Source organism: Nesterenkonia sandarakina, assembly GCF_003003175.1.
In the GTDB taxonomy this organism is placed as follows: Bacteria; Actinomycetota; Actinomycetes; order Actinomycetales; family Micrococcaceae; genus Nesterenkonia; species Nesterenkonia sandarakina_A.
Map to the genome: position 1 here is coordinate 76,966 of NZ_PVTY01000002.1, position 22,504 is coordinate 99,469.

Annotated in this window: 20 protein-coding genes; 18 read left to right on the plus strand and 2 right to left on the minus strand. The window is 65.1% G+C overall.

Annotated elements, in window-relative coordinates; genetic code table 11:
* Positions 1 to 121 precede the first annotated feature (121 nt).
* Together BCL67_RS01905 and BCL67_RS01910 are read right to left on the minus strand one after the other, a co-directional pair.
* Positions 122 to 589, minus strand: a complete 468-nt coding sequence (locus tag BCL67_RS01905; protein ID WP_106121786.1) for a hypothetical protein — start codon at positions 587 to 589, stop codon at positions 122 to 124.
* Complete coding sequence (locus BCL67_RS01910; protein WP_106121787.1) at positions 586 to 1,965, minus strand: PspC domain-containing protein; 1,380 nt, start codon at positions 1,963 to 1,965, stop codon at positions 586 to 588. Before BCL67_RS01910 ends, BCL67_RS01905 begins: the two co-directional genes overlap by 4 nt.
* Positions 1,966 to 2,102: 137 nt before the next feature.
* Here BCL67_RS01910 and BCL67_RS01915 point away from each other — a divergent pair, with 137 nt between their 5' ends.
* The 18 genes from BCL67_RS01915 to rpmC all read left to right on the plus strand — a co-directional run bounded on the left by BCL67_RS01915 (position 2,103) and on the right by rpmC (position 22,502).
* On the plus strand, positions 2,103 to 3,524 hold the full coding sequence (locus BCL67_RS01915; protein ID WP_181255853.1) for an ATP-binding protein: 1,422 nt from the start codon (positions 2,103 to 2,105) through the stop codon (positions 3,522 to 3,524).
* Entirely contained in the window at positions 3,517 to 4,182 is a 666-nt protein-coding gene (locus BCL67_RS01920) for a LuxR C-terminal-related transcriptional regulator (RefSeq protein WP_106121789.1), read from the plus strand. The genes BCL67_RS01915 and BCL67_RS01920 overlap by 8 nt, the downstream gene beginning before the upstream one ends.
* Positions 4,183 to 4,554: 372 nt before the next feature.
* Positions 4,555 to 8,073, plus strand: a complete 3,519-nt coding sequence (gene rpoB / locus BCL67_RS01925) for a DNA-directed RNA polymerase subunit beta (RefSeq protein WP_106121790.1) — start codon at positions 4,555 to 4,557, stop codon at positions 8,071 to 8,073.
* A 62-nt stretch (positions 8,074 to 8,135) separates the two neighbouring features.
* On the plus strand, positions 8,136 to 12,023 hold the full coding sequence (locus BCL67_RS01930; protein WP_106121791.1) for a DNA-directed RNA polymerase subunit beta': 3,888 nt from the start codon (positions 8,136 to 8,138) through the stop codon (positions 12,021 to 12,023).
* Positions 12,024 to 12,469: 446 nt separating this feature from the next.
* Positions 12,470 to 12,844 (plus strand): 30S ribosomal protein S12, encoded by a 375-nt coding sequence (rpsL, locus tag BCL67_RS01935; RefSeq protein ID WP_036473238.1) that lies wholly within the window; start codon positions 12,470 to 12,472, stop codon positions 12,842 to 12,844.
* On the plus strand, positions 12,844 to 13,314 hold the full coding sequence (gene rpsG / locus BCL67_RS01940; protein WP_106121792.1) for a 30S ribosomal protein S7: 471 nt from the start codon (positions 12,844 to 12,846) through the stop codon (positions 13,312 to 13,314). The genes rpsL and rpsG overlap by 1 nt, the downstream gene beginning before the upstream one ends.
* Positions 13,315 to 13,332: 18 nt before the next feature.
* Positions 13,333 to 15,447, plus strand: a complete 2,115-nt coding sequence (gene fusA / locus BCL67_RS01945) for an elongation factor G (RefSeq protein ID WP_106121793.1) — start codon at positions 13,333 to 13,335, stop codon at positions 15,445 to 15,447.
* Positions 15,448 to 15,685: 238 nt separating this feature from the next.
* Positions 15,686 to 16,876 (plus strand): elongation factor Tu, encoded by a 1,191-nt coding sequence (gene tuf / locus BCL67_RS01950; protein ID WP_106121794.1) that lies wholly within the window; start codon positions 15,686 to 15,688, stop codon positions 16,874 to 16,876.
* 581 nt (positions 16,877 to 17,457) lie between these two features.
* Entirely contained in the window at positions 17,458 to 17,766 is a 309-nt protein-coding gene (gene rpsJ / locus BCL67_RS01955) for a 30S ribosomal protein S10 (RefSeq protein WP_022871716.1), read from the plus strand.
* A 21-nt stretch (positions 17,767 to 17,787) separates the two neighbouring features.
* Complete coding sequence (rplC, locus tag BCL67_RS01960; RefSeq protein ID WP_106121795.1) at positions 17,788 to 18,450, plus strand: 50S ribosomal protein L3; 663 nt, start codon at positions 17,788 to 17,790, stop codon at positions 18,448 to 18,450.
* 5 nt (positions 18,451 to 18,455) lie between these two features.
* Positions 18,456 to 19,070, plus strand: a complete 615-nt coding sequence (gene rplD / locus BCL67_RS01965; RefSeq protein WP_106121922.1) for a 50S ribosomal protein L4 — start codon at positions 18,456 to 18,458, stop codon at positions 19,068 to 19,070.
* Positions 19,067 to 19,375 carry a 50S ribosomal protein L23 gene (gene rplW / locus BCL67_RS01970; RefSeq protein WP_106121796.1) on the plus strand — a complete coding sequence of 103 codons (309 nt, stop codon included), beginning with the start codon at positions 19,067 to 19,069 and terminating at the stop codon, positions 19,373 to 19,375. The genes rplD and rplW overlap by 4 nt, the downstream gene beginning before the upstream one ends.
* A gap of 37 nt (positions 19,376 to 19,412) precedes the next feature.
* The gene (gene rplB, locus BCL67_RS01975) at positions 19,413 to 20,249 is read left to right on the plus strand and encodes a 50S ribosomal protein L2 (protein WP_036473244.1); all 837 of its coding nucleotides are present in this window, start codon (positions 19,413 to 19,415) and stop codon (positions 20,247 to 20,249) included.
* Positions 20,250 to 20,261: 12 nt separating this feature from the next.
* Positions 20,262 to 20,543, plus strand: a complete 282-nt coding sequence (rpsS, locus tag BCL67_RS01980) for a 30S ribosomal protein S19 (RefSeq protein ID WP_036473245.1) — start codon at positions 20,262 to 20,264, stop codon at positions 20,541 to 20,543.
* Between the two features lie 69 nt (positions 20,544 to 20,612).
* Positions 20,613 to 20,978 carry a 50S ribosomal protein L22 gene (gene rplV, locus BCL67_RS01985; protein WP_036473246.1) on the plus strand — a complete coding sequence of 122 codons (366 nt, stop codon included), beginning with the start codon at positions 20,613 to 20,615 and terminating at the stop codon, positions 20,976 to 20,978.
* Entirely contained in the window at positions 20,978 to 21,796 is an 819-nt protein-coding gene (gene rpsC, locus BCL67_RS01990) for a 30S ribosomal protein S3 (RefSeq protein WP_036473247.1), read from the plus strand. The genes rplV and rpsC overlap by 1 nt, the downstream gene beginning before the upstream one ends.
* The gene (gene rplP / locus BCL67_RS01995; protein WP_036473248.1) at positions 21,796 to 22,212 is read left to right on the plus strand and encodes a 50S ribosomal protein L16; all 417 of its coding nucleotides are present in this window, start codon (positions 21,796 to 21,798) and stop codon (positions 22,210 to 22,212) included. The genes rpsC and rplP overlap by 1 nt, the downstream gene beginning before the upstream one ends.
* Before the next feature lie 2 nt (positions 22,213 to 22,214).
* Positions 22,215 to 22,502 carry a 50S ribosomal protein L29 gene (rpmC, locus tag BCL67_RS02000; protein WP_106121797.1) on the plus strand — a complete coding sequence of 96 codons (288 nt, stop codon included), beginning with the start codon at positions 22,215 to 22,217 and terminating at the stop codon, positions 22,500 to 22,502.
* Positions 22,503 to 22,504 lie beyond the last annotated feature (2 nt).

Genomic DNA, 22,504 nt, shown 5'->3' on the forward strand with positions numbered 1-22,504 from the left:
TCGGGGCGGCGAGAGCCGCATCCAGGCAGTCTTGACTGCATACAGAAATCCCCCGGAAGGCTTCCTTCCGGGGGATTTCTGTATTGCTGAGACTCTGAGACTGTGGACTCTGGGAATCTGGTCAGAGCCGGCTGCCAGGCTTGGGCATCAGCCCGGTCGCCACCAGGGCCAGCCCGGCCAGCGCGAAGACCCCGAGGGCCACGATGAGCCAATCGATGTAGATCCCCAGCACGGTGCTCGCCAGCACCCACAGCGCCAGCGCCACCGCGATCGCAGCGTAGATGACCCCTGAGACGCGAGGGCCGCTCCCGGACCGCGCGTCCGCACCGCCGGAGGTTCCCGCGAGCGTAGCCTTCCCGGCGGGGACCGCCGCTGCTCCGGTGGAGGGCGCGGTCCCGGCGCTGAGCGCCGCCTCCTGCTCGGCGCGCTCGAACCAGCGGGGGCCGCGCTCGGGCTCCTTCCAGGTGAAGTCGCGCTCGCTCTGCGCCCGCAGCGACTCGGCCAGCAGCTCGTCGACGTCGGCCGGCTCCGCCGGGAGCGGCCGGGTGGGGTGGGTGCGTGCGTCCTGCTCAGGGTGCTCGGCGGTCATCGCTGCTCACCTTCCTGCTCATAGGTGGTGGAGTCATAGATCGTGGTGTTGCCGAAGGCCGAGTTCAGCTCCAGATGGATCTGATCCTCGGCGCCGTCGGGCCCGATCACCAGGTCATCGCCGGAGATCCCAGAGCGTTCCAGGCTGTCATCCTGGGTGGCGATCTCCAGGTTGCTCAGCGCCTGGCCGTTGCTGATGGTCACCTGGGTGTCGTCCGGGACTATCACCGTGGTGTTGGAGAAGGCCTGGTTCACGTTGGCCTCAGGGATGACGGGCGCGGCGGGGGTGCCGTTCACGTCGTCGAGTTCGCGCAGGTCCACCGTGGTGTTGGCGAAGACGCTGTGCACCTGTGCGTCGGAGGTCTCGTAGTTGCCGAACGCGTAGCTTGTGCCGCCGCTGAATCCAGACGCGTTCTGCCCGGCGAAGAGCACCAGCATGACCGCGGTGCTCAGTGCGAGCAGTCCTGGAACGCCGGGACGGCCTCGAAGCGCCTCGGTGATGTGGCTCAGCCCCAGGAGCAGCACCAGACCCGCGGTGGCCGCGATGGCCACGGACATTGTGGGAAAGCCGAAGATGGTGCCGAGCCAGGCGAGTCCCACGATGACCGGTACGGCCAGCATGCCAAGCCCCCAGCTCAGCTGACGGCGACGACGCCGCGCGGCCTGCTCACGGGGTGAGCACTGCGGGCGGGGCTCCCGGGTCCTGGCGGAGACGGAGCTCGCCGGGGTGGCAGCCGGAGCAGCGGAGGATGCGTGAGCCGCCGGGGTCGGCGTGGGCGCTTCTTCCTTGGGATACCAGGCCGGTCTCCCGTCCGCACGCGGCGGCTTCGAGTTCCCGGCCTCAGCTTTTCCCGCGGCGCCCCGACCCGAGGCGTCGAAGCGGCCCGGGGTGGAGCGACCCGCGCCGTTTGAAGCGGCCGATCCGCCAGTGCCTGCGGCTCCGGAGCTGCGCCGGTGATTGCGGACCATCACATAGACCAGCCAGCCCACGGCTCCGAGGATCGCCAGGTTCAGCAGCACCGCGAGTGGTCCAGCGACGCTGACCGGGGTGAAGATGTTCAGCGCACCGATGACCGCGAGGACGGCGCCACCGATGAAGCCCGAGGTGTAGTCCCCGCGGACCGCCTGCTGCGCATGGATCCGTCCCTCGCGATCCGGGATCAAGATCCACGCCAGCCCGTAGAGCAGCGCCGCGGGGGAGAAGAAGATGATGAAGGCGACGACGCCGAGCCCGCGCACCAGGGCGGCGTCCCATCCCACCTTGAGTGAGATTCCGGCGAAGATTCCTCCGAGCCAGCCTTCTTCGGGACGGGTGAGTCCCGTGGTGCGCATCCAGTCGAAGAAGCGGCGGCCTGTCTCAGGCTTCTGATTGTCCATGCCTCCAGTCTCCGCCGGGCCCCCGTGTCCTCGCTATTGGGGGGCACCCTGATTGAACCCTGAATCCCAGCCCCGGGTCCCCCGATATCGGGCTCGGACCATCGAAGTGCACCAGGGGGCGTGGCAGTATGGAGGACATGGACAGCGCCAGCCAGACGCCTCCGGCGCAGAACAGCGCTCGCCCGCAGCGGCCTCCGCTGCTGCGCGCCGCGCAGACCCCCTTGGCGGGGGTCTGCCTGGGCCTGTCCCGGCACCTGGGGATCTCGGTGACCTCGGTGCGCACGGTCATGATCGGGCTCAGCATCGCCGGCGGGATCGGCCTGCTGCTCTACTGCTGGCTCTGGATCTTCGTTCCGCAGGAGGACGAGCCGCGCCCCGACGCCGCGGCCCGGGGACTCAGCGGGCCCGCGGTCGAGGGCGAGGACGCCTCGGATCCCGCGGGCGCCGGATCGCAGGCGGGTGCGTCCAGCGGCATCGACCCCAAGGCAGAACCTGCCCAGTACTGGAGCGCCCGGGGACGGGAGCTGCTCCATTCCCTGACCAGCTCCCCGCAGGTGCTCCTGGGTGGAGCTCTCCTGGGAGGCGCCGGGCTGATCGGGCTGCAGCTGCTGGGCGCAGAGATCAACTGGTGGCTCATCGGGCCGCCGCTGATCCTGGGGGTCGGGGTGCTGCTCGCCTGGTCCCAGGTGGATGCCATCGGCCCCAGGACCGGGGACCAGGCCCCGGGTCAGCGCGCCAGCGGGGCTCGCTCCCGGCAGGCCATCCTGTGGCAGTTCTCCATCGGCGTGCTGCTGGTGATCCTGGCGCTGCTGCTCCTGGCCGGAGGATTCCTCCCGGCCGCAGACCTCCTGCTGGGACTGATGGTGGCGGCGATGCTGCTGGCCGGCGTCGCCCTGGTCACCGCCCCCTGGCTCATCCGGCTCTACCGCACCTCCAACACCGAACGTGCGCGGGCCGCCGCTGAGGCCGAGCGCGCCGACATCGCGGCGCACCTGCACGACTCGGTGCTCCAGACCCTGGCCATGATCCAGAAGCACCGTCACGACCCCGCCTCGGTGGAACGGTTGGCCCGGCGGCAGGAACGGCAGCTGCGCGGCTGGCTCTACAGCCGGGACAGCGCCGAGACCGGAACCTTGAAGGAGCAGCTGACCAGCATCGCCGCCGAGCTCGAGGAGCTGCACAGCGTGCCGGTGGAGGTCGTCGCGGTCGGGGAGTCCCGGCGCAGCGACCACCGGGTCCTGGTGGCGGCGGCCCGCGAGGGGATCGTCAACGCGCTCAAGCACGCCGGGCCCGCCTCGGTGTACCTGGAGTCGACGCCGGCAGAGGATGCGGTGTTCATCCGCGACCGCGGTACCGGATTCGACCCCGCCGGCATCGAGTCGGACCGGCTCGGGGTGCGCGAATCGATCATCGGACGGATGAGCCGGGCCGGCGGGTCGGCCCGGATCCGCTCGGGGGAGACCGGCACCGAGGTCCAGCTCCGCATGCCTGTCACGGCGACCACAGGGCCCGAGGCCCCCACCGAACCGCTGCGCGAGCGTGAGGAGACCTATGGGTGAGCACCCCGTTGACCACCTGCGCCGGGTGGTCATCGTCGATGACCACGGGATCTTCCGCGCCGGACTCAAGGCGGAGCTGGCAGGCCGGGTCGAGGTCGTCGGCGAGGGTCACGACGTCGAGTCCGCGATCGCCGCGGTCCGGGCCGGACTTCCCGAGGTGGTGCTGCTCGACGTCCATCTGCCCGGCGGGACCGGCGGGGGAGGGGCGGAGGTCGTGCGCGCCTGCCGCGACCTCCCCGAGGTGCGGTTCCTCGCGATCAGCGTCTCCGATCAGGCGGAAGACGTGGTCTCGGTGATCCGCGCCGGAGCCCGCGGCTACGTCACCAAGACCATCAGCACCGCCGACCTCGTCGAGGCCGTCAAGGACGTCGCCACCGGGGACGCCGTCTTCTCTCCGCGGCTGGCGGGATTCGTGCTCGACGCCTTCGGCACCGGCGGAGTCGAGGACGTGCGCGACGAGGAGCTGGACCGACTCTCGGCACGCGAGGTGGAGGTGATGCGGCTGATCGCCCGTGGCTACACCTATCGGGAGATCGCCAGCGAGCTGTTCATCTCGATCAAGACCGTGGAGACCCACGTGTCCAAGGTGCTGCGCAAGCTGCAGCTCTCCTCACGCCACGAGCTTACCCGCTGGGCCGAGCGGCGCCGGATCGTCTGACCCGTGCGGCGTCGAACCTGACCCGACCCGCATCGAACCTCCGCCGACCTGGGTCGATGCTGGAGCAGCCCGGCGCTCACCGGGGCGCGCCGTGGGTGTGTCCCATCGCACGCCTGATGCCTCGGGGCTGGTACAGTTACTGCCCAGAAAGCCCGGAGACCCATCCGCACTCTTCGCCGGCCTTCCCGTTCGGCGCCAGGCACCGTCCTCGCGTCTCTCGCCCTGGCGACCTCGTATTGCCATGGGCTGCCTTCGTGGTCTATTCTGTACTTTTGCGCATCTTCTCTACATCAGTGCCTTCAAATAGCGGTGGGCAGTTGAATTTATGCGTGATTCCTACGGAAGCTACGAAGGTCTGTGGAAGGATCCAACTTGGTCGCCTCGAGCACCTCAACGACTCAAACCGCTGCCTCGGCCCGCACAGCTGAATACGCTGGCCGACTCTCATTCGCAAAGATTCACGAACCCCTCGATGTCCCGGAGCTTCTGGCTCTGCAGATCGACTCCTTCGACCGCCTCATCGGCAACGACAGCTGGGCTGCTCGTGTCGAGGAGGCCCGGCAGAAGGGCATCAAGGGCGTTTCCGAAACCTCCGGACTCTCCGACATCTTCGAAGAGATGTCACCGATCGAGGACTTCCAGGGCACCATGTCCCTGAGCTTCTCCGAACCTGAGTTCGCCGACCCCAAGATGCCGGTCGCTGAGTGCAAGGAACGGGACACCACGTATTCCGCTCCGCTGTACGTCAAGGCCGAGTTCATGAACCACAACACCGGTGAGATCAAGCAGCAGACCGTGTTCATGGGCGATTTCCCGCTCATGACCGATCGCGGCACGTTCATCATCAACGGCACCGAGCGTGTCGTCGTCTCCCAGCTGGTCCGCTCCCCAGGTGCCTACTTCGAGCGCACCCCGGACAAGACCAGCGACAAGGACATCTACACCGCGAAGGTCATCCCCTCACGCGGTGCATGGTTCGAGCTCGAGATCGACAAGCGCGATCAGGTCGGCGTGCGCCTCGACCGTCGCCGCAAGCAGCCGGTCACCGCGCTGCTGAAGGCACTTGGCTGGAGCGAGTCCCGCATCCTGGAAGAGTTCGGCGAGTATGACTCGATCCGCGCCACCATGGAGAAGGACGCCTTCGAGACCCAGGCCGACGCGCTGATCGACATCTACCGCAAGCTTCGTCCAGGCGAGCCGCCGACCGTGGAGGCCGCCGAGTCGCTGCTGCGCGGGCTCTACTTCACCCCGAAGCGCTACGACCTTGCCAAGGTGGGCCGTTACAAGCTCAACCGCAAGCTCGGCGTGGACAAGGCGTTCACCGACGCCGACGCCTCGGTGCTCAACGAGCAGGACATCGTCGCGATGATCCACTACCTCGCCGCGCTGCACGCCGGCAAGGAGACCATCAAGGGCATCCGCGACGGTTCAGAGATCGACGTCCACATCACCGTCGATGACATCGACCACTTCGGCAACCGCCGCATCCGTGCGGTCGGCGAGCTCATCGAGAACCAGGTCCGCACGGGCCTGTCTCGCATGGAGCGTGTGGTCCGCGAGCGGATGACGACTCAGGACGTCGAGGCCATCACGCCGCAGACCCTGATCAACATCCGTCCCGTCGTCGCCTCCATCAAGGAGTTCTTCGGCACCTCGCAGCTCTCGCAGTTCATGGATCAGAACAACCCGCTGGCCGGACTGACGCACAAGCGTCGCCTCTCCGCGCTGGGCCCGGGCGGTCTCTCCCGTGATCGCGCCGGCATGGAGGTCCGTGACGTCCACCCGTCGCACTACGGCCGCATGTGCCCCATCGAGACCCCGGAAGGCCCGAACATCGGCCTGATCGGCTCGCTGGCCACCTACGGGCGGATCAACGCGTTCGGCTTCATCGAGACCCCGTACCGCAAGGTCGTCAAGGGTGTCGTCACCGATCAGATCGACTACCTCACCGCCGACGACGAGCTGGTCTCCCAGATCGCCCAGGCCAACGCGCCGCTGAACGAGGACGGGACCTTCGCTGAAGCCACCGTCCTGTGCCGTGGTCGTGCAGACGGCACCGGTGAGCAGGGCGAGCCAGTGCTGACCATCCCGGACGAGATCGACTACATGGACGTCTCGCCGCGCCAGATGGTGTCAGTCGCCACCGCGCTGATCCCGTTCCTGGAGCACGATGACGCCAACCGCGCCCTCATGGGTGCGAACATGCAGCGCCAGGCTGTGCCGCTGCTGGAGTCGGAGTCCCCGCTGGTCGGCACCGGCATGGAGAAGTTCGCCGCCATCGACGCCGGAGACTCGGTCACCGCCGAGAAGCCCGGTGTGGTCACCCGCGTGGCCGCCGACATGGTCACCGTGCTCAACGATGACGGCACACAGATCCACTACCCGATCATGAAGTTCCAGCGCTCGAACCAGGGCAACGCCTACAACCAGCGTGTGCGGGTCTCCGAGGGGGATCGGCTGGAGCGCCAGTCGATCATCGCCGACGGACCCTCCACCGAGGCCGGCGAGCTGGCCCTGGGCAAGAACCTGCTGGTCGCGTTCATGTCCTGGGAAGGTCACAACTTCGAGGATGCGATCATCCTCTCCCAGCGGATGATCCAGGACGATGTGCTCACCTCGATCCACATCGAGGAGCACGAGGTCGACGCTCGCGACACCAAGCTCGGTGCCGAAGAGGTCACTCGTGACATCCCCAACGTCTCCGAGGAGATGCTCGCCCAGCTCGACGAGCGCGGCATCATCCACATCGGTGCCGAGGTCTCAGCAGGCGACATCCTGGTCGGCCGCGTCACGCCCAAGGGCGAGACCGAGCTGACCCCTGAGGAGCGTCTGCTGCGCGCCATCTTCGGTGAGAAGTCCCGCGAAGTGCGTGACACCTCGCTGAAGGTCCCCCACGGCGAGTCCGGCACCGTCATCGGCGTCCGGATCTTCGACGCGGAGGAGGGCGACGATCTTCCCCCCGGCGTGAACCAGCTGGTCCGCGTCTACGTGGCTCAGAAGCGCAAGATCACCGACGGCGACAAGCTCGCCGGCCGCCACGGCAACAAGGGCGTCATCTCCAGGATCCTTCCTGTGGAGGACATGCCCTTCCTGCCCGACGGCACCGCGGTGGACATCGTGCTGAACCCGCTGGGCGTGCCCGGTCGTATGAACATCGGACAGGTCATGGAGGTCCACCTCGGGTGGGCCGCCAAGCAGGGCTGGAAGATCGAGGGCGAGCCTGACTGGATCAAGAAGCTCCCGAACCTGCCCCGCGAGACCGGACCCACCAAGGTCTCCACCCCGGTGTTCGACGGCGCCGAGCCGGCCGAGCTGACCGGCATCCTGGAGTCTGTGAACCCGTCACGCGACGGCGAGCAGCTCGTGGGCGCCAACGGCAAGGCGCAGCTCTTCGACGGTCGCTCCGGCGAGCCGTTCCCTGAGGGCGTCGCGGTCGGCTACATGTACATCCTGAAGCTGCACCACCTCGTCGATGACAAGATCCACGCACGCTCCACCGGACCGTACTCGATGATCACCCAGCAGCCCCTGGGCGGCAAGGCACAGTTCGGCGGACAGCGCTTCGGTGAGATGGAGGTCTGGGCCCTGGAGGCCTATGGCTCCGCCTACACCCTGCAGGAGCTGCTGACGATCAAGTCGGATGACATCCACGGTCGTGTGAAGGTCTACGAGGCCATCGTGAAGGGCGAGAACATCCCGGAGCCAGGCGTTCCGGAGTCGTTCAAGGTGCTCATCAAGGAGATGCAGTCGCTCTGCCTCAACGTGGAGGTCCTCTCCGCAGACGGCAGCAAGGTCGAGATGCGTGACTCGGAGGAAACCGGGTTCAGCGCTGCGGAGGAGCTCGGCATCGATCTCTCCCGCGCAGAGCCCAGCTCGGTCGAAGAGGTCTGAGGGCCTCACCGATGCACCTTCACTCCGTCACGAATCTTTAGAGAAAAGAGAGATACCGGACTATGTCCCAAGAATCCTCATTCGGCACAATGCGTATCGGGCTTGCCACCGGTGACGAAATCCGTGGTTGGTCATATGGTGAGGTCAAGAAGCCTGAAACCATCAACTACCGCACCCTGAAGCCTGAGAAGGACGGACTCTTCTGCGAGAAGATCTTCGGCCCCTCCCGGGACTGGGAGTGCTACTGCGGCAAGTACAAGCGCGTCCGCTTCAAGGGCATCATCTGTGAGCGCTGCGGCGTCGAGGTCACTCGCGCCAAGGTGCGTCGTGAGCGGATGGGTCACATCCAGCTCGCCGCCCCGGTGACTCACATCTGGTACTTCAAGGGCGTCCCCTCGCGCTTGGGCTACCTGCTGGACCTGGCGCCGAAGGACCTCGAGAAGGTCATCTACTTCGCCGCCTACATGATCACCGAGGTCGACACCGACCGTCGCCACGACGACCTGCCGAACCTGCAGGCCGAGATCGACCAGGAGCTCAAGCACCTGGCCGATCAGCGTGACTCGGACATCGCCGCGATCTCCAAGGACCTCGAGGGCGACCTCGAGCGACTGGAGGGCGAGGGTGCCAAGGCTGCCGAGAAGAAGAAGGCACGCGACACCTCCGACAAGCAGATGTCGCAGGTGCGCAAGCGCGCCGACGCCGAGATCGAGCAGCTCGAGCGGGTCTGGGATCGCTTCAAGAACCTCAAGGTCTCCGACCTCGAGGGCGATGAGGCGCTCTTCCGTGAGATGCGCACCCGGTACGGCCAGTACTTCGAAGGTGCCATGGGCGCCGAGGCGATCCAGCGTCGCCTGGCGAGCTATGACATGGAGGCCGAGGCCGAGCGGCTGCGCGAGATCATCGCCACGGGCAAGGGTCAGCGCAAGACCCGCGCTCTGAAGCGGCTGAAGGTGCTCAACGCGTTCCTCGCCAACGGCACCACCCCTCGCGGCATGGTGCTCGAGGCCGTCCCGGTGATCCCCCCGGAGATCCGTCCGATGGTCCAGCTCGACGGCGGTCGCTTCGCGACCTCAGATCTGAACGATCTGTACCGCCGCGTGATCAACCGCAACAACCGTCTGAAGCGTCTGCTCGATCTCGGCGCCCCCGAGATCATCGTGAACAACGAGAAGCGCATGCTCCAGGAGTCCGTGGACTCGCTCTTCGACAACGGTCGTCGCGGTCGTCCCGTCACCGGACCGGGCAACCGGCCGTTGAAGTCGCTCTCCGACATGCTCAAGGGCAAGCAGGGACGCTTCCGGCAGAACCTGCTCGGCAAGCGCGTGGACTACTCGGGCCGTTCGGTCATCGTGGTGGGCCCGCAGCTGCAGCTGCACCAGTGTGGTCTGCCCAAGCAGATGGCGCTGGAGCTGTTCAAGCCCTTCGTGATGAAGCGCCTGGTCGATCTCAACCATGCGCAGAACATCAAGTCGGCCAAGCGCATGGTGGAGCGTCAGCGTCCCCAGGTGTGGGATGTTCTCGAAGAGATCATCACCGAGCACCCGGTGCTGCTGAACCGCGCACCCACCCTGCACCGTCTGGGCATCCAGGCCTTCGAGCCGCAGCTGGTGGAGGGCAAGGCCCTTCAGCTGCACCCGCTGGTCTGCTCGGCGTTCAACGCCGACTTCGACGGCGATCAGATGGCCGTCCACCTTCCGCTGTCCCCCGAGGCCCAGGCCGAGGCGCGCATCCTGATGCTCTCCTCGAACAACATCCTGAAGCCTTCGGACGGACGCCCGGTGGCGCTGCCCTCGCAGGACATGATCATCGGTCTGCACCACCTGACCACCCAGCGTGAGGACGAGACCGGCGCAGGCCGGGCCTTCTCCTCCATCGGTGAGGCTCAGATGGCCTTCGACCTGCGCGAGCTGCACATCAACGCGCCGATCAAGATCACCGTTGAGGGCTACACCCCCTCGGCGGCGGTTCCGGCTCCCGAAGGCTGGGAGCCCGGAACTCCGGCCACGCTGACCACCACCATGGGCAAGGTGCTCTTCAACCAGCTGCTGCCAGAGGGCTACCCCTGGCAGGACTCGGTGGCGGACAAGGGCCAGCTCTCGAGCCTGATCAACGATCTCGCCGAGCGCTACCCGAACAACGTCACCGCGCGCACCCTGGACAACCTCAAGGATGCCGGCTTCTACTGGTCCACCCGCTCGGGAGTCACCGTCGCAATCTCCGACGTGACCTCGAACATGGACAAGAAGAAGATCATGGATGTCTACGAGGACCAGGCCGCCAAGGTCCAGTCCCAGTACGACATGGGTCTGATCGGCGACGACGAGCGCCACGCAGAGCTGGTCGAGATCTGGACCAAGGCCACCGACGAGGTCGCCGCAGCGATGCAGGCCGGCATGGATGAGCACAACAACATCAACCGGATGGTCACCTCCGGCGCCCGAGGCAACTGGCTTCAGGTCCGACAGATCGCGGGCATCCGTGGTCTGGTGACCAACCCCAAGGGTGAGATCATCCCGCGGCCGATCAAGTCCTCCTACCGCGAGGGCCTCTCGGTCCTCGAGTACTTCATCGCCACCCACGGCGCCCGCAAGGGCCTGGCGGACACGGCGCTGAAGACGGCGAACTCGGGCTACCTGACCCGTCGTCTGGTGGACGTCTCACAGGACGTCATCGTGCGTGAGCAGGACTGCGGGACCTCCCGCGGCCTGACCGTCACGATCGCCGTCGCAGATGAGAACGGCGAGCTGAAGCTGCATGACGAGGTGGAGAACTCCGCCTACGCACGCACGCTGGCCGTCGACGTCCACGACGCCGAGGGCAACCTGTTGGCCGAAGGCGGCTCCGACGTCGGCGATGTGCTGATCGACAAGCTCTTCGCCGCGGGCGTCTCCGAGATCAAGATCCGCTCGGTGCTGACCTGTGAGTCCGCCGTGGGTACCTGTACCCGCTGCTACGGCCGCTCGCTGGCCACCGGACAGACCGTGGACATCGGCGAGGCTGTCGGCATCATCGCCGCACAGTCCATCGGTGAGCCCGGCACGCAGCTGACCATGCGTACCTTCCACACCGGCGGCATCGCCTCCGCGGATGACATCACCCAGGGTCTGCCCCGTATCCAGGAGCTCTTCGAGGCCCGCACACCCAAGGGTGTCGCGCCGATCGCAGAGGTCGCCGGACGGGTGCACCTGGATGATTCAGAGAAGCAGCTCCGCCTGGTGCTGACTCCTGATGACGGGTCCGAGGAGCACGCCTACCCGATCCTGCGCCGTGCACGTCTGCTCGTCTCCGACGGCGAAGCCGTCGAGGTCGGTCAGCAGCTGGTGGCAGGCGCCGTGGACCCCAAGCAGGTGCTTCGAGTGCTCGGCCCCCGCGCCGCGCAGAAGTTCCTCGTCTCCGAGGTCCAGGACGTCTACCAGTCCCAGGGTGTGGGCATCCACGACAAGCACGTGGAGGTCATCGTCCGGCAGATGCTGCGCCGGATCACCGTCATCGACTCCGGCGGCACCAAGCTGCTGCCGGGCGAGCTGGCGGACCGGTTCCGCTTCACTGCCGCCAACCGCAAGGCTGTGGCAGAGGGCGTGCAGCCGGCCTCGGGACGTGACGAGCTCATGGGCATCACCAAGGCCTCACTGGCCACGGATTCCTGGCTCTCGGCGGCCTCCTTCCAGGAGACCACCCGGGTGCTGACCCAGGCCGCGATGGAGTCGAAGTCTGACCCGCTGCTGGGCCTGAAGGAGAACGTGATCATCGGCAAGCTGATCCCGGCCGGAACCGGTCTGGATCGCTACACGCAGTCCACGGTCGAGCCGACCGAGGAGGCCAAGGCCAATCTGTTCACCGGCCCCAGCCTCTACGGCTCGAGCTTCGACTACGCAGGAGCCGAGGGCGACGGCGAGTTCCATGCCATCCCGCTCGACGACTACAACACCGATGTCGACTTCCGCTGAGCGGAGCTGACATCACGGTCAGCTGAGACCCGCGCAGGCGGGTCCAGCGGCTGAACACCAGGAAGGGCCCGGGGGAGCGATGCTCTCCCGGGCCCTTCCTGGTCCCCGGCTCCTTCGTCTCGGCCCTGCGGATCTCTCGGCCTTCTCCGGGCCTGGTCCCCGACCCCGAACTCGACCCAGGTCTCGGCGTCGGCATCCGGGCTGGTCAGCGGGGGAGCGGAGCCCGTCGTCGACCCCGTTCGCTGATCGCGGGCACAGCTGGTAGTGTTAACCTGATTGTTTCTGATGTGGCAGAGGGACTCGGTCCGGGTTGCGGGGAAGGTGCGCAACACATGCCACATTTTTGCACGCCTGGGGACCAGAGCCCGCGGACCGTGTGTAGAACTCTCGACCGCGGGCAGACCTCAAACCTCTGCTTCCCTCACTACACGTATGGAGAACGCATAGTGCCTACTATTCAGCAGCTTGTGCGCAAGGGGCGTCATCCCAAGCGCACCAAGAACAACACCCCTGCACTGCAGGGCAGCCCGATGCGTCGTGGCGTGTGCACCCGTGTGTACACCACGACCCCGAAGAAGCCGAACTCCGCTCTGCGCAAGGTGGCCCGTGTTCGCCTCGGCGGCGGCGTCGAAGTCACCGCCTACATCCCGGGCGAGGGTCACAACCTGCAGGAGCACTCGATCGTGCTCGTGCGCGGCGGCCGTGTGAAGGACCTTCCCGGTGTCCGTTACAAGATCGTCCGCGGCGCCCTCGACACCCAGGGTGTCAAGGGTCGCGGTCAGGCTCGCTCCCGCTACGGGGCCAAGAAGGAGAAGAAGTAATGCCACGTAAGGGACCCGCACCTAAGCGCCCTCTCGTCCAGGATCCGGTCCACGGATCACCCTTGGTCACACAGCTGATCAACAAGGTCCTGGTCGACGGCAAGAAGTCCACCGCAGAGCGCATCGTCTACGGCGCGCTCGACGGCGTCGCGAAGAAGTCCGGCGATGACCCGGTGACCACGCTCAAGAAGGCCATGGACAACGTCCGCCCGGCCCTTGAGGTCCGCTCCCGTCGCGTCGGCGGCGCGACCTACCAGGTCCCCGTCGAGGTCAAGCCCGGTCGCTCGACCGCGCTGGCGCTGCGCTGGCTGGTCGGCTACTCCAAGGATCGCCGCGAGAAGAGCATGACGGATCGCCTGATGAACGAGATCCTCGACGCCTCCAACGGCCTCGGTGCCGCTGTGAAGCGCCGCGAGGACACTCACAAGATGGCAGAGTCCAACAAGGCCTTCGCCCACTACCGCTGGTAATAGAAAAGGGGAATCACCGTGGCACAAGACGTGCTCACTGACCTCAAGAAGGTCCGCAACATCGGCATCATGGCTCACATCGATGCCGGTAAGACCACCGCAACCGAACGCATCCTGTTCTACACCGGCATGAACCACAAGATCGGTGAAACCCACGACGGTGCGTCCACGACGGACTGGATGGAGCAGGAAAAAGAGCGCGGCATCACCATCACCTCCGCCGCGGTGACCTGCTTCTGGGGCGATAACCAGATCAACATCATCGACACCCCCGGTCACGTCGACTTCACCGTCGAGGTGGAGCGCGCGCTCCGCGTCCTCGATGGCGCCGTCGCCGTGTTCGACGGCAAGGAAGGCGTGGAGCCGCAGTCTGAGACTGTCTGGCGCCAGGCCGACAAGTACAACGTTCCGCGCATCTGCTTCGTCAACAAGATGGACAAGCTCGGCGCTGACTTCTACTACACCGTGGACACCATCAAGTCCCGGCTCGGTGCAACACCGCTGGTGATGCAGCTGCCGATCGGCTCGGAGAGCGAATTCGTCGGTGTCGTCGACCTGGTCCAGATGAAGGCCCTGGTGTGGCCCGGTGACTCCAAGGGCGATGTGACCATGGGTGCTCAGTACGAGACCCAGGACATCCCGGAGGACATGAAGGAGCAGGCCGAGGAGTACCGCAACACGCTCATCGAGCAGGTTGCCGAAGCTGACGACGTGCTGATGAACAAGTACCTCGAAGGCGAAGAGATCTCCAACGCCGAGCTCAAGGAAGGCGTCCGCAAGCTCACCGTGGCTTCCGCCGCCTACCCGGTCTTCTGCGGGTCCGCATTCAAGAACCGCGGCGTCCAGCCGATGCTCGACGCCGTCATCGACTACCTGCCCACCCCGGCAGACGTCGAGGCCATGGAGGGCCACAAGCCCAACCATGAGGACGTGATCCTGACCCGCCGCCCGAGCAAGGACGAGCCGTTCTCCGCCCTGGCGTTCAAGATCGCTTCCCACCCGTTCTTCGGGCAGCTCACCTTCATCCGCGTCTACTCCGGCAAGCTCAACGCCGGCGCGCAGATCGTGAACTCCACGAAGGGCAAGAAGGAGCGCATCGGCAAGCTCTTCCAGATGCACGCCAACAAGGAGATGCCGGTCGACGAGATCCAGGCCGGCCACATCTACGCCGTCATCGGACTCAAGGACACCACCACCGGTGACACCCTGTGCGATCCGAACGACCAGATCGTGCTCGAGTCGATGACCTTCCCGGAGCCGGTGATCTCCGTGGCCATCGAGCCCAAGTCTAAGAGTGACCAGGAGAAGCTCTCCACGGCCATTCAGAAGCTTGCCGCCGAGGACCCGACCTTCACCGTCACCCAGAACGACGAGACCGGCCAGACCGAGATCGGCGGAATGGGCGAGCTCCACCTGGACATCCTGGTGGACCGCATGCGCCGCGAGTTCAACGTGGAGGCCAACGTGGGCAAGCCCCAGGTGGCCTACCGCGAGACGATCAAGAAGCGCGTGGAGAAGGTCGACTACACCCACAAGAAGCAGACCGGTGGTTCCGGCCAGTTCGCCAAGGTGCTCATGAACTTCGAGCCCCTGGACACCTCGGAAGGCGAGATGTACGAATTCGCCAACCTGGTGACCGGTGGACGCATCCCCCGCGAGTACATCCCCTCGGTGGACGCAGGCATCCAGGACGCCATGGGTCTCGGCGTCCTCGCCGGCTACCCGATGGTCGGCGTCCGTGCAGAGCTGACCGACGGCGCCTACCACGACGTCGACTCCTCGGAGATGGCGTTCAAGCTCGCCGGCTCCCAGGTCTTCAAGGAAGGCGCACGTCGGGCCAACCCGGTGCTGCTCGAGCCGATGATGTCGGTCGAAGTCCGTACTCCCGAGGAGTACATGGGCGAGGTCATCGGTGACCTGAACTCCCGCCGCGGTCAGATTCAGTCGATGGATGACGCAGCAGGCGTGAAGGTCATCAAGGCACTCGTGCCGCTGTCCGAGATGTTCGGCTACATCGGTGAGCTGCGCTCGCGCACTCAGGGCCGCGCAGTCTTCACCATGTCCTTCAACTCTTATGCAGAGGTTCCGAAGGCCGTGGCCGAAGAGATCATCGAGAAGAACCGCGGCGCCTGATCCCAACTCGGTTCCCCGGACCGCTGAGTCCACTCAGCGGTCCGGGATCGAGCCGGGCGGCACGGCAATGCTTCGAGGGAGCGAGATCTCCGAATGATCTCCACCGCTCCTCACGCACCACCATTCGGGAAATTTCACCAAATACCTAGCGATTAGTAGACTTGCATGAGTTTCAGCCTCGTTGACAGTGCGGCTGGAGTAAGTCTTCTTACCTGAACAAGTTCTATAGGAGGAACCTGTGGCCAAGGCAAAGTTCGAGCGTAACAAGCCGCACCTTAACATCGGCACCATCGGTCACGTCGACCATGGCAAGACCACCCTGACCGCCGCGATCTCTAAGGTCCTGGCAGATAAGTTCCCGGACCTGAACCAGGGCCGCGACTTCGCCTCGATCGACAACGCTCCCGAGGAGCGCGAGCGCGGCATCACGATCAACGTCTCCCACGTGGAGTACCAGACCGACAAGCGCCACTATGCACACGTGGACGCCCCCGGTCACGCTGACTACGTGAAGAACATGATCACCGGTGCTGCACAGATGGACGGTGCGATCCTGGTCGTCGCCGCCACTGACGGCCCGATGGCACAGACCCGCGAGCACGTTCTGCTCGCCCGCCAGGTGGGCGTGCCCTCCCTGCTGGTCGCGCTGAACAAGTCCGACATGGTCGAGGACGAAGAGCTCCTGGACCTCGTCGAGATGGAGGTCCGCGAGCTGCTGGACTCCCAGGGCTACGACGGCGACAACGCACCGGTCGTGCGCACCTCAGGCCTGAAGGCTCTCGAGGGCGACGCCGAGTGGGTCAAGACCGTCGAAGAGCTCATGGAAGCCGTGGATACCTTCATCCCCGAGCCGGAGCGCGACAAGGACAAGCCGTTCCTGATGCCCATCGAGGACGTCTTCACGATCACCGGTCGCGGCACCGTGGTCACCGGTCGCGCCGAGCGCGGCACGCTGAAGATCAACTCCGAGATCGAGATCCTCGGAATCCGTCCGAAGCAGAAGACCACCGTCACCGGAATCGAGATGTTCCACAAGCAGCTCGACGAGGCATGGGCCGGCGAGAACTGTGGCCTGCTGCTTCGCGGTCTGAAGCGCGATGACGTTGAGCGCGGCCAGGTTGTGGCTGCTCCCAACTCCATCACCCCGCACACGCAGTTTGAGGCCAACGTCTACATCCTCTCCAAGGATGAGGGCGGTCGCCACAACCCCTTCTACACCAACTACCGTCCGCAGTTCTACTTCCGGACCACCGACGTCACCGGCGTCATCTCGCTGCCCGAGGGCACCGAGATGGTCATGCCCGGTGACAACACTGAGATGACCGTTGAGCTCATCCAGGAGATCGCCATGGAAGAGGGCCTCGGCTTCGCCATCCGCGAGGGTGGACGCACCGTTGGTTCAGGTCGAGTCGTCAAGATCCTGAAGTAAGCACCAGGATCATGATGGGCGCTCGGATCTGAGCTGAGATCCATAACTGATCAGACTCAGACCTGAGCGGCTCGATGAACGCGAGACCCCGGTGGCTTCGGCCACCGGGGTCTCGTGTTTGTCATGGGTATAGATCTATGTGAGAATAGACAGGTTGCTCACGGGCGCCATGCCCCGGTGTGCCCTCGGGTCCACCGTGTGGAGCGAATACCAATACTTCAATATCGACACCCGCGAAGAGTTCTGCTGTGCGCAGGATTCCTGGTCATAATAAGCGACACGCCCGACCGCGGGGGTCGGATGCCCGTCAGCTCGAGGAACCCGTCGAGACCTGCTTCACGCAGATCTCGCCCGGACGGATTCGGACTGCTCGGGTCGTGCATCTTCTCCACGCATCATCAGCCTCGGGAGACCGAGCAGATGCCGGTGAACATGCGCAGCCCATAACTGCAGAAGGTCAGCACCGCCTGCCCCGCGAGGGAACCAGCGCTGAATGCCTCTCTGGGAGCCCCCATGGCTCCGTCACAGTCTTGGGCTGCGACGTAAGACGAATGTCAGAACACCAGAAAGAGGCTCAACGCATGGCGGGACAGAAAATCCGCATCCGGCTGAAGTCGTATGACCACGAAGTCATCGACACCTCGGCCCGGAAGATCGTCGACACGGTCACACGTGCTGGTGCAACGGTTGTCGGCCCAGTGCCGCTGCCCACCGAGAAGAACGTGTACGCCGTGATCCGTTCTCCCCACAAGTACAAAGACTCTCGCGAGCACTTCGAGATGCGCACTCACAAGCGCTTGATCGACATCGTGGACCCGACGCCCAAGGCCGTCGACTCCCTGATGCGACTCGACCTGCCTGCAGACGTCAATATCGAGATCAAGCTCTAGCAGGGAGGTGCTGAGAACACTATGACCAATATTTCCCGCGTTGAACTGAACGTCAAGGGACTGCTGGGCACGAAGCTCGGCATGACCCAGGTCTGGGACGAGAACAACGTTCTCATCCCAGTCACTGTTGTCCAGGCCGACTCCAACGTCGTGACCCAGATCCGCACCACCGACAGCGACGGCTACAACTCCGTCCAGATCGGTTTCGGACGCATCGATCCCCGCAAGGTGACCAAGCCCCTGGCAGGCCACTTTGAGAAGGCCGGCGTGACCCCACGCCGCCACGTCGTGGAGATCCGCACCGGTGACTCCGGCTCTTACGAGCTCGGACAGGACCTCACCGTCGAGTCTTTCGAGACCGGCCAGAAGGTCGATGTCATCGGCAAGACCAAGGGCAAAGGCTTCGCCGGCGTCATGAAGCGTCACGGCTTCGCCGGTGTGGGCGCCTCGCACGGTTCGCACAAGAACCACCGCAAGCCAGGCTCCATCGGCGGCGCATCCACTCCGGGCCGCGTCTTCAAGGGTCTGCGCATGGCAGGTCGGATGGGCGGCGTCCGTCAGACCACCCATAACCTGACCGTCCACGCAGTGGACCCCGAGAAGAACCTGCTGCTCATCAAGGGTGCCCTTCCGGGTGCTCGCGGCCAGGTCGTCCTGGTCCGCACTGCAGTGAAGGGAGCATGATCCACATGGCCAACAAGGTTTCTGTCGACTTCCCCGCCGAAGTATTCGACGCCAAGACCAATGTCGCGCTGATCCACCAGGTGGTCGTCGCTCAGCGGGCTGCGGCTCGCCAGGGCACCCACAAGACCAAGACTCGTGCAGAGGTCTCCGGCACCGGCGCCAAGCCGTTCCGCCAGAAGGGCACCGGTCGTGCTCGTCAGGGCTCGCTGCGCGGACCTCACATGGTCGGCGGCGGCGTGGTCCACGGACCGCAGCCCCGCGACTACTCCCAGCGCACGCCCAAGAAGATGAAGGCCGCCGCCCTGCGCGGTGCCCTCTCGGACCGGGCTCGCAACGACCGCATCATCGTCGTGGATGCCCTGGTCACCGACCAGGCCTCGACGAAGGCGGCCAAGGCTGCGCTGGCAGGTCTCGGTGGAGCCAACCGCAACTGGCTGGTCGTGCTCGACCGCAGCGATGACATCGCCGCGCTCTCGACCCGCAACCTGCCGCACGTCCACACCCTGTATGCCGATCAGCTGAACACCTACGACGTCATCGTCTCTGATGACATCGTGTTCACGCAGGCCGGCTATGACGCCTTCCTGGCACAGGGAACTGCGAAGGAGGAGACCAAGTGAGCGTCCTGACAAGCAAGGACCCGCGCGACGTCGTCATCGCACCCGTCGTGTCGGAGAAGTCCTACAGCCTGATCGATGAGGGCAAGTTCACCTTCCTGGTGGACCCCCGGGCCACGAAGTCCGAGATCAAGTACGCGGTGGAGAAGATCTTCTCCGTGCGCGTCGACTCGGTCAACACCATCAACCGAGCTGGCAAGCGCAAGCGCACCAAGTTCGGATGGGGCTCACGCACCGGAACCAAGCGTGCGATCATCACCCTCAAAGAGGGACACAACATTGACATCTTCGGAGGATCCGCAGCCTGATCGGCTGATCGGAACCACTTGATCGAGGAAGAAGAATATGGCTATCCGTAACCTCAAGCCGAACACACCGGGCCAACGCGGCTCGTCTGTGGCCGACTTTGCAGAGATCACCCGGGACACCCCGGAGAAGTCCCTGCTGCGTCCGCTGTCCAAAACCGGCGGCCGAAACAGCTCGGGCAAGATCACCACACGTCACAAGGGTGGTGGCCACAAGCGCCAGTACCGTGTGATCGATTTCCGTCGTGCAGACAAGGACGGTGTGCCGGCGAAGGTCGCTCACATCGAGTACGACCCGAACCGCACCGCCCGTATCGCGCTGCTGCACTTCATCGATGGCACTAAGCGCTACATCTTGGCCCCGGCCAAGCTGGAGCAGGGTGCTGCCGTGGAGTCCGGCCCCAACGCTGACATCAAGCCAGGCAACAACCTGCCGCTGCGCAACATCCCACTCGGCACCGTGGTGCACGCAGTGGAGCTGCGGCCAGCAGGCGGCGCCAAGCTTGGCCGTTCCGCAGGTGCAGGCATCCAGCTGGTGGCCCGCGAGGGCAAGTTCGCCCAGCTGCGTCTGCCCTCCGGCGAGGTCCGCAACGTCGATGTTCGCTGCCGCGCGACCATCGGTCAGGTGGGCAACGCCGAGCAGTCCAACATCAACTGGGGCAAGGCTGGACGCATGCGCTGGAAGGGCGTTCGTCCGACCGTCCGCGGTGTTGTGATGAACCCGGTCGACCACCCGCACGGTGGTGGCGAGGGCAAGACCTCCGGCGGTCGTCATCCGGTCAACCCGAATGGCAAGCCGGAAGGGCGCACCCGCCGTCCGAACAAGGAAAGCGACAAGCTCATCGTGCGTCGCCGTCGTACCAAGAACAAGCGATAGGAGCCTGGAGACATGCCACGCAGCTTGAAGAAGGGCCCCTTCGTAGATCAGCACCTGTACCTCAAGGTCGTCGCTGAGAACGAAAAGGGCACCAAGAATGTCATCAAGACATGGTCCCGCCGTTCCATGATCATCCCCGACATGCTCGGCCACACGCTGGCCGTGCACGACGGACGCAAGCACATCCCCGTGTTCATCACTGAGTCGATGGTCGGGCACAAGCTCGGCGAGTTCGCTCCGACGCGTACATTCCGCGGCCATGTGAAGGACGACAAGAAGGGCAAGCGCCGCTGATCGCTTCCTCCCTGTGAGGAACGATCTGCGAGCTTGTACTTCGTGTCACAAGACGAGAGAAGGAAAGCAATGGAAGCCAAGGCAATTGCGCGCTACCTGCGTGTGACGCCTATGAAGGCCCGGCGCGTCGTCGACCTTGTCCGCGGCAAGCAGGCCAACGAAGCACTGGCAATTCTGAAGTTCGCCCCTCAGGGCGCTACAGAGCCGGTGGCCAAGGTGGTCGCTTCTGCGCTGGCGAATGCTCGCCAGCACGCAGACAAGGAAGGAGTCGCCTTTAACGAGGACGCCTTCTTCATCACCGAGGCACGCGTCGACGAAGGTCCGACCATGAAGCGGTTCCGTCCCAGGGCTCAAGGCCGGGCGTTCCGCATCAACAAGCGCACCAGCCACGTCACCATCGTGGTCGGCGCCGAAGAGAAAGGTGGGGATCAGTAGTGGGACAGAAGATCAACCCCAATGGTTTCCGTCTGGGCATCACCACTGACCACGTTTCGCACTGGTACGCCGACTCGACCAAGGCCGGGCAGCGTTACAAGGACTTCGTGAAAGAGGATGTCCAGATTCGTGAACTCCTGGCCAAGTCCGTGGAGCGCGCCGGCATCTCGAAGGTTGAGATCGAGCGCACCCGCGACCGCGTCCGTGTGGATATCCACACTGCGCGGCCAGGCATCGTCATCGGTCGCCGCGGCGCCGAGGCGGACCGGATCCGCAGCGAGCTGGAGAAGCTCACCGCCAAGCAGATCCAGCTGAACATCCTCGAGGTCAAGAGCCCCGAGACCGATGCTCAGCTGGTCGCCCAGGGTGTTGCCGAGCAGCTCGCCGCTCGCGTGGCGTTCCGCCGCGCGATGAAGAAGGCCATCACCTCGGCCATGCGTTCAGGTGCAAAGGGTATTCGTATCCAGTGCGCCGGGCGCCTCGGCGGAGCAGAGATGTCCCGCTCCGAGTTCTACCGCGAAGGTCGCGTTCCGCTGCACACCCTGCGCGCGAACATCGACTTCGGCAAGCACGAGGCCAAGACCACCTTCGGCCGCATCGGCGTGAAGGTCTGGGTCTACAAGGGCGATCTCACCGCCAAGGAACTCGCCGCGCAGCAGGCTGCACAGCCTTCCGGTCGCGGTGGAGCCCGTGGTGGTCGTGGTGGACCCCGTGGTGGAGGCGAAGAGCGTCGTCGTCGTGGCCCAGGCCGCGGACGCGAAGCTGGTGCCCAGGCACCCGCCGAAGCCGGATCTGGTGCTGAAGGAGGGCAGAACTGATGTTGATGCCCCGCCGAGTCAAGTACCGCAAGCCGCACCGGCCCAAGCGCCGCGGGCGGGCCAAGGGTGGAACCGAGCTCGCCTTCGGCGAGTACGGCATCCAGGCCCTTGATCCTGCCTACGTGACGAACCGCCAGATCGAATCTGCGCGTATCGCCATGACCCGCCACATCAAGCGTGGCGGCAAGGTCTGGATCAACATCTACCCGGACCAGCCGCTGACGAAGAAGCCTGCCGAGGTCCGCATGGGCTCCGGTAAGGGTTCGCCGGAGTGGTGGATCGCCAACGTCAAGCCCGGACGCATCATGTTCGAGCTGTCCGGTGTCACGGAGGAAGTCGCCAAAGAGGCGCTCCGCCTGGCAATCCACAAGCTGCCCATGAGGGCACGCGTGATCAGCCGAGAGAGTGGTGAGTGACAATGGCAGTTGGAACCAAAGAGCTGACCGTTGAGAAGCTCGCAGAGATGGACTCAGCAGGCCTGTCAGAGGCGCTGCGCTCTTCCAAGGAAGAGCTGTTCAACCTCCGCTTCCAGTCCGCGACCGGCCAGCTGGAGAGCTCCAGCCGGCTCAAGGACATCAAGCGCGACATCGCCCGGATCTACACCGTGGTGCGTGAGCGTGAGCTGGGCATTCGTGAGAATGTCGATGCCGCCGCGGACTCCTCGGATTCGGCTGATGAGCAGAACGAGAAGAAGACTGAGGACTGAGC